The organism is Loktanella atrilutea, assembly GCF_900128995.1.
In the GTDB taxonomy this organism is placed as follows: domain Bacteria; phylum Pseudomonadota; class Alphaproteobacteria; order Rhodobacterales; family Rhodobacteraceae; genus Loktanella; species Loktanella atrilutea.
The window spans coordinates 74,970-87,131 of sequence record NZ_FQUE01000004.1 but is presented as its reverse complement, the minus strand read 5'-3'; the positions used below and the strand labels follow the sequence as shown (position 1 = coordinate 87,131).

The 12,162-nt window shown below is 63.7% G+C and carries 11 protein-coding genes and 1 tRNA gene; 1 reads left to right on the top strand and 11 read right to left on the bottom strand.

Annotated elements, in window-relative coordinates; translation table 11 throughout:
- Positions 1 to 11: 11 nt before the first annotated feature.
- The 10 genes from rpoB to BUA54_RS21230 all read right to left on the bottom strand — a co-directional run bounded on the left by rpoB (position 12) and on the right by BUA54_RS21230 (position 9,965).
- Positions 12 to 4,151 (bottom strand): DNA-directed RNA polymerase subunit beta, encoded by a 4,140-nt coding sequence (rpoB, locus tag BUA54_RS10145; RefSeq protein WP_072857145.1) that lies wholly within the window; start codon positions 4,149 to 4,151, stop codon positions 12 to 14.
- Between the two features lie 288 nt (positions 4,152 to 4,439).
- Positions 4,440 to 4,817: a 50S ribosomal protein L7/L12 gene (gene rplL / locus BUA54_RS10140; RefSeq protein ID WP_072857144.1), complete on the bottom strand. Its 378-nt coding sequence runs from the start codon at positions 4,815 to 4,817 to the stop codon at positions 4,440 to 4,442.
- A gap of 73 nt (positions 4,818 to 4,890) precedes the next feature.
- Positions 4,891 to 5,403, bottom strand: a complete 513-nt coding sequence (rplJ, locus tag BUA54_RS10135; RefSeq protein ID WP_072857354.1) for a 50S ribosomal protein L10 — start codon at positions 5,401 to 5,403, stop codon at positions 4,891 to 4,893.
- A 249-nt stretch (positions 5,404 to 5,652) separates the two neighbouring features.
- Entirely contained in the window at positions 5,653 to 6,351 is a 699-nt protein-coding gene (rplA, locus tag BUA54_RS10130) for a 50S ribosomal protein L1 (RefSeq protein ID WP_072857143.1), read from the bottom strand.
- The gene (gene rplK, locus BUA54_RS10125; protein WP_072857142.1) at positions 6,351 to 6,776 is read right to left on the bottom strand and encodes a 50S ribosomal protein L11; all 426 of its coding nucleotides are present in this window, start codon (positions 6,774 to 6,776) and stop codon (positions 6,351 to 6,353) included. The genes rplA and rplK overlap by 1 nt, the downstream gene beginning before the upstream one ends.
- Before the next feature lie 108 nt (positions 6,777 to 6,884).
- Positions 6,885 to 7,418, bottom strand: a complete 534-nt coding sequence (nusG, locus tag BUA54_RS10120) for a transcription termination/antitermination protein NusG (protein WP_072857353.1) — start codon at positions 7,416 to 7,418, stop codon at positions 6,885 to 6,887.
- 221 nt (positions 7,419 to 7,639) lie between these two features.
- Positions 7,640 to 7,837: a preprotein translocase subunit SecE gene (gene secE / locus BUA54_RS10115; RefSeq protein WP_072857141.1), complete on the bottom strand. Its 198-nt coding sequence runs from the start codon at positions 7,835 to 7,837 to the stop codon at positions 7,640 to 7,642.
- 61 nt (positions 7,838 to 7,898) lie between these two features.
- A complete protein-coding gene (locus BUA54_RS10110) occupies positions 7,899 to 8,813 on the bottom strand; it encodes a hypothetical protein (RefSeq protein WP_072857140.1) in 915 nt (304 codons plus the stop codon).
- Positions 8,814 to 8,851: 38 nt separating this feature from the next.
- A tRNA-Trp gene (locus BUA54_RS10105) sits at positions 8,852 to 8,927 on the bottom strand.
- A gap of 69 nt (positions 8,928 to 8,996) precedes the next feature.
- A complete protein-coding gene (locus tag BUA54_RS21230) occupies positions 8,997 to 9,965 on the bottom strand; it encodes a hypothetical protein (RefSeq protein WP_072857139.1) in 969 nt (322 codons plus the stop codon).
- Between the two features lie 147 nt (positions 9,966 to 10,112).
- Between BUA54_RS21230 and BUA54_RS21225 the strand changes: the two genes are divergently transcribed.
- Entirely contained in the window at positions 10,113 to 10,610 is a 498-nt protein-coding gene (locus BUA54_RS21225; protein WP_072857138.1) for a ferritin-like domain-containing protein, read from the top strand.
- 333 nt (positions 10,611 to 10,943) lie between these two features.
- Here the strand turns inward: BUA54_RS21225 and tuf are convergent, their stop codons facing one another.
- Positions 10,944 to 12,119 carry an elongation factor Tu gene (gene tuf, locus BUA54_RS10090; protein WP_072857137.1) on the bottom strand — a complete coding sequence of 392 codons (1,176 nt, stop codon included), beginning with the start codon at positions 12,117 to 12,119 and terminating at the stop codon, positions 10,944 to 10,946.
- Between the last annotated feature and the right edge of the window lie 43 nt (positions 12,120 to 12,162).

Below are 12,162 nucleotides of genomic sequence, written 5' to 3'. Positions count from 1 at the left end.
AGGGACAGGCCCTATTCCCCGTCCTCCGCATCCAGGAGTTCCATGTTGAGGCCGAGGCCCCTCACTTCCTTCACGAGCACGTTGAACGATTCCGGCACGCCGGCCTCGAAGTTGTCCTCGCCCTTGACGATGCTCTCGTAGACCTTGGTCCGGCCCGCCACGTCGTCCGACTTCACCGTCAGCATCTCCTGCAGGGTGTAGGCGGCGCCGTAGGCTTCCAGTGCCCAGACCTCCATCTCACCGAAGCGCTGACCACCGAACTGCGCCTTGCCACCCAGCGGCTGCTGCGTGACGAGCGAGTACGGCCCCGTGGACCGGGCGTGGATCTTGTCGTCGACAAGGTGGTGCAGCTTCAGCAGGTACTTCATGCCCACCGTCACCTTGCGGCTGAACTGCTCGCCGGTGCGCCCGTCGAACAGGACCGACTGGCCCGAGGTGTCGAACCCGGCCCGCTTGAGCGAGTCGTTCACGTCAGCCTCTTTTGCGCCGTCGAAGACCGGTGTCGCGATCGGAACGCCGCGGGTCACGTTGCCCGCCGCCTCCAGCATCGCGGCCTCTTCCATGCCGGCGAAGCCCTCGTCGTAGACGTCGTCGCCATAGGCGATGCGCAGCGCTTCCTGCACCGGGGTCATGTCGCCGTGACGACGATAGTCGTCCAGTGCCTCGTCGATCTTCAGGCCCAGACCGCGTGCGGCCCAACCCATGTGCGTCTCGAGGATCTGACCGACGTTCATGCGCGACGGCACGCCCAGCGGGTTCAGGCAGAAGTCGACCGGCGTGCCGTCGGCGAGGAACGGCATGTCCTCCATCGGCACCACCTTGGAGATGACGCCCTTGTTGCCGTGACGGCCGGCCATCTTGTCACCCGGCTGCAGCTTGCGCTTCACCGCGACGAAGACCTTGACCATCTTCATCACGCCCGGCGGCAGGTCGTCGCCACGGCGGACCTTCTCGACCTTGTCCTCGAAGCGCGCATCCATGGTCTTCTTCTGGATCTCGTACTGCTCGTTCAGGGCCTCGACGATCTGCGCGTCGGCCTCATCCTTCAGGGCGATCTGCCACCACTGGCCGTTCGACAGTTCGGCCAGCACCTCCTCGGTCACCTCGGAGTTCGCCTTCAGACCCTTCGGGCCCTTCACGGCGGTCTTGCCAAGGATCATCGTCTTCAGACGCGCATAGATGTTGCGGTTGAGGATCGCCATCTCGTCGTCGCGGTCGCGGGACAGACGCTCGACCTCTTCGCGCTCGATCTGCAGGGCGCGCTCGTCCTTTTCCACACCGTGGCGGTTGAACACGCGCACCTCGACCACCGTGCCGAAGTCGCCCGGCGGCAGGCGCAGGGACGTGTCGCGCACGTCCGACGCCTTTTCACCGAAGATCGCGCGCAGCAGCTTTTCTTCCGGGGTCATCGGGCTTTCGCCCTTGGGCGTGATCTTGCCCACCAGAATGTCCGCCGGCCCGACTTCGGCCCCGATATAGACGATGCCCGCCTCGTCGAGGTTGCGCAGGGCTTCCTCGCCGACGTTGGGGATGTCGCGGGTGATCTCTTCCGGCCCAAGCTTCGTGTCACGGGCGGCGACCTCGAACTCCTCGATGTGGATCGAGGTGAAGACGTCGTCACGGGTGATCCGCTCGGAGATCAGGATCGAGTCCTCGTAGTTGTAGCCGTTCCACGGCATGAAGGCGACCATGACGTTCTTGCCGAGCGCCAGTTCCCCCATGTCCGTCGACGGACCGTCGGCGATGACCTCGCCCTTTTCGACCGTGTCGCCCACCTTCACCAGCGGACGCTGGTTGATGCAGGTGTTCTGGTTCGACCGCTGGAACTTGCGCATGCGGTAGATGTCCACACCCGCGTCGCCCAGTTCCAGATCGGACGTGGCGCGTACGACGATACGGGCCGCATCGACCTGGTCGATGACACCGCCGCGACGGGCCATGATGGCCGCGCCAGAATCGCGTGCCACGACTTCCTCGATGCCGGTGCCGACCAGCGGCGCTTCGGCCTGCAGCAAAGGCACGGCCTGACGCTGCATGTTCGATCCCATCAGCGCGCGGTTGGCGTCGTCGTTTTCCAGGAACGGGATCAGCGAGGCCGCGACGGACACCAGCTGCTTCGGCGACACGTCGATCAGGTCGACGTTCTCGCGCGGGGACAGGGTGTAGTCGCCGTTCTTGCGGGTGCTGACGAGTTCATTGGCAAAGCCGCCCTCTTCCGTCAGGTTCGCGTTGGCCTGCGCCACGGTGTGCCGCATCTCCTCTGTCGCGGACATGTAGCTGACCTCATCGGTCACCTTGCCGTCCGTCACCTTGCGGTAGGGCGTTTCGATGAAGCCGTACTTGTTCACGCGGGCGAAGGTCGCGAGGCTGTTGATCAGGCCGATGTTCGGGCCTTCCGGCGTTTCGATCGGGCACATCCGGCCATAGTGGGTCGGGTGCACGTCGCGCACCTCGAAGCCGGCACGTTCGCGCGTCAGACCGCCCGGCCCGAGGGCCGACAGGCGCCGCTTGTGCGTCACTTCCGACAGCGGGTTGGTCTGGTCCATGAACTGCGACAGCTGGCTGGACCCGAAGAACTCGCGCACGGCGGCGGCGGCCGGCTTGGCGTTGATCAGGTCCTGCGGCATGACCGTGTCGATCTCGACGCTGGACATGCGCTCCTTGATCGCGCGCTCCATCCGCAGCAGGCCGACGCGGTACTGGTTTTCCATCAGCTCGCCGACGGACCGCACCCGGCGGTTGCCGAGGTGATCGATGTCGTCGATGTCGCCCTTGCCGTCGCGCAGTTCGACCAGCGCCTTGATGCAGGCGATGATGTCCTCGCGGCGCAGCGTGCGCTGGGTGTCTTCCGCATCCAGATCAAGACGCATGTTCATCTTGACCCGGCCCACGGCGGACAGGTCGTAGCGGTCGGCGTCGAAGAACAGCGTGTCGAACAGGGCCTGTGCCGCGTCGACCGTGGGCGGCTCGCCCGGGCGCATGACGCGGTAGATGTCCATGAGCGCGGTTTCCCGGTTCATGTTCTTGTCGGCCGCCATCGTGTTGCGGATGTAGGCACCGACGTTGATGTTGTCGATGTCCAGCACCGGGATCACGGTGACGCCGGCGTCGATCAGCTCTTTCAGCGTGCCGCCGTCGACTTCGCCGGCCTTGTTCATCTCCAGCGTCAGCTCGTCACCGGCCTCGACGAAGATCGCACCGGTCTCCTCGTCGATGATGTCGCGGGCCACGAACTTGCCGACGATGTGGCTGTAGGGAACCAGCAGCTCCTGGACCTTGCCCTCGTCGATCATCTTCTTGACCGACCGCGGGGTCACCTTCTCGCCGGCCTTGGCGATGACTTCGCCGGTGGCGGCGTCGATCAGGTCATAGGTCGGACGGGTGCCGCGCACGCGCTCGGGGAAGAACTTGGTGGTCCAGTTCTCGCCCTTGTCGTCCAGCTTGAACTCGACCGTGTTGTAATAGGCATCCATGATGGATTCCTGGTCGAGCCCCAGCGAATACAGAAGCGTCGTCACCGGCAGCTTGCGGCGGCGGTCGATGCGGCAGAACACCAGATCCTTCGCGTCGAACTCGAAGTCCAGCCAGGACCCGCGGTAGGGAATGATGCGGCAGGCGAACAGCAGCTTGCCCGAGGAATGGGTCTTGCCCTTGTCGTGGTCAAAGAACACACCCGGGGAACGGTGCATCTGGGACACGATCACGCGCTCGGTGCCGTTCACGATGAACGTCCCGTTCTGGGTCATCAGGGGCATGTCGCCCATGAAGACGTCCTGTTCCTTGATGTCCTTGACGGACTTGGCACCGGTATCCTCGTCCACATCGAACACGATCAGGCGCAGCGTCACCTTCAGCGGCGCCGAATAGGTCATGTCGCGCTGCTGGCACTCCTCGACGTCGTACTTCGGCTTTTCCAGTTCGTATTTCACGAACTCCAGCACGGCGGTCTCGTTGAAGTCCTTGATCGGAAAGACCGACTGGAACACGCCCATCAGGCCTTCGCCGTCCAGCGGGGTCGGGCTGTCGCCGGACCGCAGGAACAGGTCGTAGGACGATTTCTGAACCTCGATCAGGTTCGGCATCTCGAGGACTTCACGGATCTTGCCGTAGTACTTGCGCAGGCGTTTCTGGCCAAGGAATGAAGAAGCCATGTGTGATATCACCTTATATTGTCTGTCGCGCCTCACCTCGCCCGGGCTGCGGGGTGTGGCGCTTATGACTGGGGGCGTGCCGTCCATACGTGACCCCTGTCCCACCAGAGGCCTCCCGACGGTGCCACCTCCCCAAAAGGAGGGCTGCAATCACAGCCGTCCTTCAAGACAGGTGCGGCTGGACCTGCGAGATGCAGATCCAGCCCTTTCGTGTGCAGCGGGCGTCGCCGATTTTTCTAGAAAAATCGGAACTCCAGATTTTCGTGGAAAATCTGGCCCGCGCTTGGCTTAGGCCAGTTCGACCTTGGCGCCGGCTGCTTCCAGCTTCGCCTTGATCTCTTCGGCTTCGGTCTTGGACGTGCCTTCCTTGACCTTGCCGCCGGCTTCCACCAGATCCTTGGCTTCTTTCAGGCCCAGACCGGTGATCGCACGGACTTCCTTGATCACGTTGATCTTCTGAGCGCCGGCTTCCTTCAGCACGACGTCGAATTCGGTCTTCTCTTCGGCAGCGGCGGCATCGCCACCGGCAGCCGGACCGGCCATCATCACAGCACCGCCGGCGGCGGGCTCGATGCCATACTCGTCCTTGAGGATGGTTTTCAGTTCCTGGGCTTCGAGAAGGGTCAGACCAACGATCTCTTCAGCCAGTTTTTTCAGATCAGCCATTTGATATGCTTTCCGTTTGCTTAAGTGTGTTCCAACGTCAGGGCATTCAAGCCCCAAGGCAGTTCAGGTTGCTTTATGCAGCTTTCTCTTCGATGGTCGAAAGAATGCTCGCGATGTTCGAAGCAGGCGCGCCAATGGCCCCGGCGATGTTGCTGGCAGGTGCTGCGATGCAACCCACGATGGAAGCGATAAGCTCCTCGCGGCTCGGCATCCCGGCAACGGCTTTCACACCGGCTGGATCCAAGGCGGTCTCACCCATGGCACCGCCAAGAACAACGAGCTTGTCGTTCTTCTTGGCGTAGTCGTCGACCACTTTCGCCGCAGCGACAGGGTCTTCCGAATAGGCAAGGACCGTCATGCCCGTCAGGTACTCAGCAATCGAAGCGCTGGGTTTACCGTCAAGGGCGATCTTGGCGAGCTTGTTCTTGGCCACGCGCACGGATCCACCTGCCACACGCATCGCGGCGCGCAGATCCTGCATTTCGGCAACTGTCATGCCTTCGTAGCGGGCAACCACCACGACGCCAGAGCTTTCAAAGATCTGGCCGAGCTCTTCGACCAGCTTCTCTTTTTGTGCTCTATCCACAGTTTTACTCCAAGTTTGGGGTTTCCCCCGGCTCAATTTTGCCACCCCGGTGGTCTGGGGCGGCGTTCGGGTCCGTTTCAGGGTCCCGAGGCCAATCTCGCCCGAGGTCTCCCCCGGAAATCTTGTTCTCGTTTCCCATCTCGGGAAGGAATTATGACAGGCGGTTGCCTGCACCCTCCGTCTCGGACAGCACAGCGGCGATCGTCTGCCGCTGCGAGATGGCAGACCCCGAAGGGCCTGCCAAATTCTTTAGTTGCCAGTGGCAGAGGCGATGTCGACCGACACGCCCGGGCCCATGGTCGAGGTCAGGTTGACCTTCTTCATGTAGGTGCCCTTGGCGCCCGACGGACGCGCCTTCTGCACGGCGTCGACGAAGGCCTTCAGGTTCTCTTCAAGCTGCTGCTGGCTGAACGAGGCCTTGCCGATCCCGGCGTGGACCACACCGGCCTTTTCGGCGCGGAACTGGACCTGGCCACCCTTGGCGTCCTTGACGGCCTGCGCCACGTCCATGGTGACCGTGCCCACGCGGGGGTTCGGCATCAGGTTGCGCGGGCCCAGAATCTTGCCCAGACGCCCGACGACGCCCATCATGTCCGGGGTCGCGATGCACCAGTCGAAATCGATGGTGCCGCCCTGGACGGTTTCCATCAGATCCTCTGCACCGACGATGTCGGCGCCGGCGGCCTTGGCCTCGTCAGCCTTCTCGCCACGGGCGAAGACGGCGACGCGGACGGTCTTGCCGGTGCCGTGGGGCAGCGTGACGGTGCCGCGGACCATCTGGTCGGCGTGGCGCGGGTCGACGCCCAGCACCATGGCGATCTCGATCGTCTCGTCGAACTTGGCGGTGGCGGCGGTCTTCACCAGCGACACGGCCTCGTCGACCTTGACGTTGGCCTTGCCTTCGAATGCGGCGCGTGCGGCCGTCGTGCGTTTTCCGAGCTTTGCCATCACTTCACCTCGATGCCCATGGACCGGGCAGAGCCCGCGATGATCAGCATTGCGCCCTCGACGGAGGTCGCGTTCAGATCCTTCATCTTCGCCTCGGCGATCTCGCGCACCTGCTTGGCGCTGATCGACCCGGCCGTGTTGCGGCCCGGCAGCTTGGACCCGGAGGACAGCTTGGCGGCCTTCTTGATGTAGTAGGACGCGGGCGGCGTCTTGATGTCCATCGAGAAGGACTTGTCCGCGTAATACGTGATCACGGTCGGGCAAGGCGCGTCTTTTTCCATGTCTGCGGTCTTGGCGTTGAACGCCTTGCAGAATTCCATGATGTTGATGCCGCGCTGACCCAGTGCGGGGCCGACGGGCGGGCTCGGCTTGGCGTTGCCGGCCGGAACCTGCAACTTCAGCGTGCCTACGACTTTCTTGGCCATGTGGCCTCTCCTTCGTTTCAGCGGCGGGTCGGACCCGCCCTACAACGGCCCCCGCATCGGGGACCAACTTGCCGTGGTTCGCGTCACCGCTCCCACGTCTGCATCACGTCAGCCCTGCTTGGAGACCTGCGTGAATTCCAGTTCGACCGGGGTCGCCCGGCCAAAGATCGACACCGTCACCTTCAGGCGCTGGTTGTCCTCGTCCACTTCCTCGACCATCCCGTCGAAATCCTCGAACGGGCCGTCGTTGACCTTGACCTTCTCGCCGATCTCGAAGTGGATCAGCGTGCGCGGGCTGTCCTCGCCCTCCTGCACGCGGCCCAGAATCGCCTGCACCTCGGCATCGCGCATCGGGCTCGGGCGGCCCTGCGGGCCAAGGAAACCGGTGACGCGGTTGATCGAGTTGATCAGGTGATAACCTTCGTCCGACAGTTCCATGTGGACCAGCACGTAGCCGGGCATGAAACGACGCTCGGTCGTGACCTTCTTGTTGCGGCGGATCTCGATCACTTCCTCGGTCGGGACCAGCACCTCGTCGATCTGCTCTTCCAGACCCTGTTCCGCGACCTTCTGACGGATCGTCTCTGCGATCTTTTTCTCGAAGTTCGACAGAACGCTAACCGAATACCAACGTTTCGCCATGTTCGTCGTCACCTCGCGCCTGCGACAGTCACCCGGGGGCGTAGCCGCATAAATTCCAGTTCCATCAGCCACTTGACGCGGCCTGTCCCGACAATAAATTTTGGCGTGCAACTCGATTCGCCGCACGCCATCCGGGTAAGTTGTGGGCTATTACCGCCGCAGCCACCCGAATTCAAGGGGGTGCGGCCAGATTATGCCGCAGCCTTGGGTGATGCCACGCATCAGCTGCCGAAATAGGTCAGGATGAATTGCAGACCCTGACGGATCACCAGATCGACGAGGCTGAAGAAGGTCGCCATCAGCGCCGCCATGATGAAGACCATCACCGTCGTCAGCACGACCTCGCGCCGCGTCGGCCACACGACCTTTGCGATCTCTGCGCGGGTCTCGTTGATGAACTTGACGGGATTGGTGGCCATGGGTGCGTCCTTCGGATGATTGGGGGCAGATACGGGTTTCGCTCACCGGTTTCAAGCCCGCTCAGGCGGGACCGTCGGGCCGCAGCAGGGTGACGCCGTCCATCTGCGCAAGCTCCGCCACCTGGGCCGCATAGAATTCGGCTGACAAGGCATGCTCTTCTGCGTCGAAACCGTCGTGGGGCGGGTTGTCGGGCCCCACGGGAAAGCTGTCGCGCGCCTGTTGCACGACGGGGCCACTGGCGCCCGCGGCCCGGCACTCCAGCGCGACGGCCACCGCCTTCGTCGACAGCCCCGGGTTGACGACCCGTGCCACGGGGCGGATCGGCCCGACCCCCTCTCCCACCAGCGCCGCCACCACCTGATCGAACATCGGGCGGTAGTCCTCATGTCGCCAGACGGTCACGCGGCCCACCCCTTCCGCCTGCCGCAGGCGACGGACCAGATGCACCCAATCGATGTCGAACAGTGCATTGCGCCGCTTGAACCCGTCCATGTCCACGCCCGACCCCGCCTGCAGGACCAGTCCGTAGGCGGAATTGAGAAATCCCGCCGGATCGCGGATGCCGAGGCACAGATCAAGGCCCCGGTCCGGCGCCACACGGGCGGCCAGGGCCGCCAGCCGCAGCGCCGCATCGGGATAAAGCGGTACGGGAAGGCTGTGGAAGGGCCCGGGGTATCGGCGATCAAAGAGCGAACCGATGAAGTTCTCTTCCGACAGCACGAGCCGCGTGCCACCGTCCATCATCTCGGCCAGCACCTCCCGCGCCGGGCGATGGTCGGCCACGGACTTGCGGGGGTTGAACGGCAGGTCGAAGCGCGCCTCGATCCGGGTGCCGGGCTGGCGCAGGGCCGGCGGGCCGAAGAACCGGACCCCTGCCCCATCCAGTTGCCGACGGGCGGCGTGGATGGAATGTTGCAGGTGGGTCGTCGCGGTCTTGTGCGCCCCAAGGTGCAGGACGACGTGCGGATCATTCATCGGATCACAACGTGTCGTCGCATCTGTCGGTGGGAAACTGGCAGGGGCAGGGGGACTCGAACCCACGACCTACGGTTTTGGAGACCGTCGCTCTACCAACTGAGCTATACCCCTGCATCGTGGCGCCGGATTAGCCCAAGCGCGCGGCGGGATCAAGACCCCCTGCACCGTTTCGCGCGTGCATCACGGTTTCGGCCGCCCCAGGCCCGTCGCCTCGGCATGAGAGATGTCGACTTCCCGCTGCCCGGCCTGCACCGCTTCGCGCCAGCCGGCATTTTTGACGACCGTGTCAGGGCGCGCGGCCTCTCTGTCGTAGAAATCGAGAAGCGCCTCGACCGTGTCCCACCGGGTGAATTCGTGCAGCAGGCGATCCGCCAGCCATTTCACCGGCAGCTTCAGCAGGGTGTCGGCCTTCTGGTAGTGATAGAAGATGATCTGCCGGATCGCCTGATCGCCGATCCGCCCGGCCTTGTTCCACTTCACGTCGATCATGTTCAGCCGCATCCCCGCGCGTTCGACCGCGACGGGCAAGGAGATCTGGTCGAGCGTTGGGTAGATCCCGCGGGCAAGGCGGCGGCGTTCGATGGCAAGGGCAGTGTCGCGCCAGACCTCTCCGAACCGGTGTCCCATGTAGGCCACGTAGCCGGCAGAGATCGAGGGCATGGTAAAGGACTGGTCGGGCCGCGACATGCGGTTGCGCGGCAACGGCAGGCCGACGCTTTCATAGGCCGGCACCCAGTCCTGCGGCGTGTTGCCCCACATCCAGTTGCCCGTCGGCCGACCGGATACGGCGCCCGGCACCAGCGTCTGCGACAGCAGCGCCGGTTGCAGCATGAACATGTCGGTATCGAAAAGGATCGTCGCCTGCTCTGCCCGGGGGGCCGCGCAGGCATAGAGCTTGTTGCCCTGCGGGTAGATGACCTCAAACGCGGGATCGATCTCATCCAGAGTGACGTCGTTGTCACGAAAGAACGCCAGCGTCGCCGGGTGCAGCTGATCGATCAGGCTGGCGCGGCAGTAGGCGTAAAGCCGGATGTCGTCGTTGGCGAAGGCGCGCAGCGAGGCCACCAGCAGCACCGCCGGCCACTCGTAGGCCCCCGGTTCGACCATGAAGACGGCGGCGATGGGCGTCTGGGCGGGGTGTGGCGGCATGAAGACCTCGTGATGCGTTTGACCAGACTAGCGGCGGATCGTGGCCTGAAAAGGGCGAATTGCCGACGCGGGATCGGCGGGCAAGGGAACAATGCAACAGCCCTGCCGTTGGACCGGCAACTGACACCATCACAAAGGACATCCGACATGGCCATGACATCCCTCAAGGACATCTACCTCGACCAGCTGCAGGACATCTGGAGTGCCAACACCCAGTCCCTGTCGGTCGTGAACGAACTGGGCCGCGCGGCGCAGGACAAAAAGCTGTCGGAGGCCCTGATCGACGGCGCCAACGGTATCAGCGACGGCATCGCCGAGCTGGAGAAGCTGTGCAGCGACCACGGCATCAGCCCCAGTGCGGAACACTGCAAGGGGATGGAGGGTCTTGTGAAGGAGGCCCGCGCCCATGGGTTGTCGGACGAGATCACGGACCCCGATGTGCGCGACGCGGCGATCATCCCGCAGTACCAGCGCATGGTGCATTACGCACTGGCCGGTTACGGCACGCTGGTGGCCTTCGCCAACCGGCTTGGCCTCGACGGCGATGCGGCGGTGCTGCAGAAGTGCCTTGACCATACCTATGACGGCGACCGGCGCATGACGGAGATCGCTGTGAGCGGCGGTGTGAACAAGGACGCTGCCTGACCATTCCGACAAGGCCCGAAGGTTGCCCGCGCCGAACGGCGCGGGCTTTTTCGTGTCACGCGCACCCTGCCCCGTCGTCGCGCAAAATACATTGCAAAATGCAAATGTTTCGCATGCGATACATATTATGTAAAATCAGCAAGTTATGTTAATATTTATGAACAAGCGGTGAACGGACCGGGCGTTCGCAATCGACTTTTCCGGTTGCCTTGACGGGTATGAGTTTCGAATCGATGCCGTCTACCGGCAAAGACGTCCCGATCAATAAAAAAAGGCCGCCTCCTTTCGGAAGCGGCCTTCTTTGTCTTAGGGCAGACCGAAGTCCGGCGCGGATCAGGCGAGGATCTTCGAGACCACGCCGGCGCCAACCGTGCGGCCACCTTCGCGGATGGCGAAGCGCAGGCCGTCTTCCATCGCGATGGGGGCGATCAGCTCGACGTTGAACTTCAGGTTGTCACCCGGCATCACCATCTCGGTGCCCTCGGGCAGCATCACCGTGCCGGTCACGTCCGTCGTGCGGAAGTAGAACTGCGGGCGGTAGTTCGCGAAGAACGGCGTGTGACGGCCACCCTCTTCCTTCGTCAGGATGTAGGCCTCGGCCTCGAACTTCGTGTGCGGCGACACGGACTTCGGCTTGCAGAGAACCTGACCGCGCTCCACGCCGTCACGGTCGATGCCGCGCAGCAGGACGCCCACGTTGTCGCCCGCCTGGCCGGAGTCCAGCAGCTTGCGGAACATCTCGACGCCGGTGCAGGTCGTCGTCTTGGTGTCCTTCAGACCCACGATCTCGATGCTGTCGCCGACGTTGATCACGCCACGCTCGATGCGGCCCGTAACCACGGTGCCGCGGCCCGAGATCGAGAACACGTCCTCGATCGGCATCAGGAACGGCAGGTCGACCGCACGGGCCGGGGTCGGGATGTACTCGTCGACGGCGGCGATCAGCTTCTTGATCGACTCCTCGCCGATCTCCGGCTCGGTGCCGTTCATCGCGTGCAGGGCAGAGCCGCGGATGATCGGAATGTCGTCGCCGGGGTAGTCGTAGGAGCTGAGCAGCTCGCGGATCTCCATCTCGACGAGCTCCAGCAGCTCCTCGTCGTCGACCTGATCGACCTTGTTCATGTAGACGACCATGTAGGGAATGCCCACCTGGCGGCCCAGCAGGATATGCTCGCGCGTCTGCGGCATCGGGCCGTCGGCGGCGTTCACGACCAGGATCGCGCCGTCCATCTGGGCGGCACCGGTGATCATGTTCTTGACGTAGTCGGCGTGGCCGGGGCAGTCGACGTGGGCGTAGTGACGGGCCTCGGACTCATACTCGACGTGGGCGGTCGAGATGGTGATGCCGCGGGCCTTCTCTTCGGGGGCGCCGTCGATCTGGTCGTAGGCGCGGAAGTCGCCGAAGTACTTGGTGATCGCCGCCGTCAGCGTCGTCTTGCCGTGGTCAACGTGACCGATGGTCCCGATGTTCACGTGCGGTTTGTTGCGTTCGAACTTTGCCTTAGCCATGACAGGCCCCCTTGAAAAATGCGGGGCCGGTGGACCCCGTCTG

What these genes read in the sequence shown, in the direction of transcription:
- rpoB (WP_072857145.1), bottom strand. Translation starts at nt 4,151, where the DNA reads ATGGCTTCTTCATTCCTTGGCCAGAAACGCCTGCGCAAGTACTACGGC.
- rplL (WP_072857144.1), bottom strand. Translation starts at nt 4,817, where the DNA reads ATGGCTGATCTGAAAAAACTGGCTGAAGAGATCGTTGGTCTGACCCTT.
- rplA (WP_072857143.1), bottom strand. Translation starts at nt 6,351, where the DNA reads ATGGCAAAGCTCGGAAAACGCACGACGGCCGCACGCGCCGCATTCGAA.
- rplK (WP_072857142.1), bottom strand. Translation starts at nt 6,776, where the DNA reads ATGGCCAAGAAAGTCGTAGGCACGCTGAAGTTGCAGGTTCCGGCCGGC.
- nusG (WP_072857353.1), bottom strand. Translation starts at nt 7,418, where the DNA reads ATGGCGAAACGTTGGTATTCGGTTAGCGTTCTGTCGAACTTCGAGAAA.
- secE (WP_072857141.1), bottom strand. Translation starts at nt 7,837, where the DNA reads ATGGCCACCAATCCCGTCAAGTTCATCAACGAGACCCGCGCAGAGATC.
- BUA54_RS10110 (WP_072857140.1), bottom strand. Translation starts at nt 8,813, where the DNA reads ATGAATGATCCGCACGTCGTCCTGCACCTTGGGGCGCACAAGACCGCG.
- BUA54_RS21230 (WP_072857139.1), bottom strand. Translation starts at nt 9,965, where the DNA reads ATGCCGCCACACCCCGCCCAGACGCCCATCGCCGCCGTCTTCATGGTC.
- BUA54_RS21225 (WP_072857138.1), top strand. Translation starts at nt 10,113, where the DNA reads ATGGCCATGACATCCCTCAAGGACATCTACCTCGACCAGCTGCAGGAC.
- tuf (WP_072857137.1), bottom strand. Translation starts at nt 12,119, where the DNA reads ATGGCTAAGGCAAAGTTCGAACGCAACAAACCGCACGTGAACATCGGG.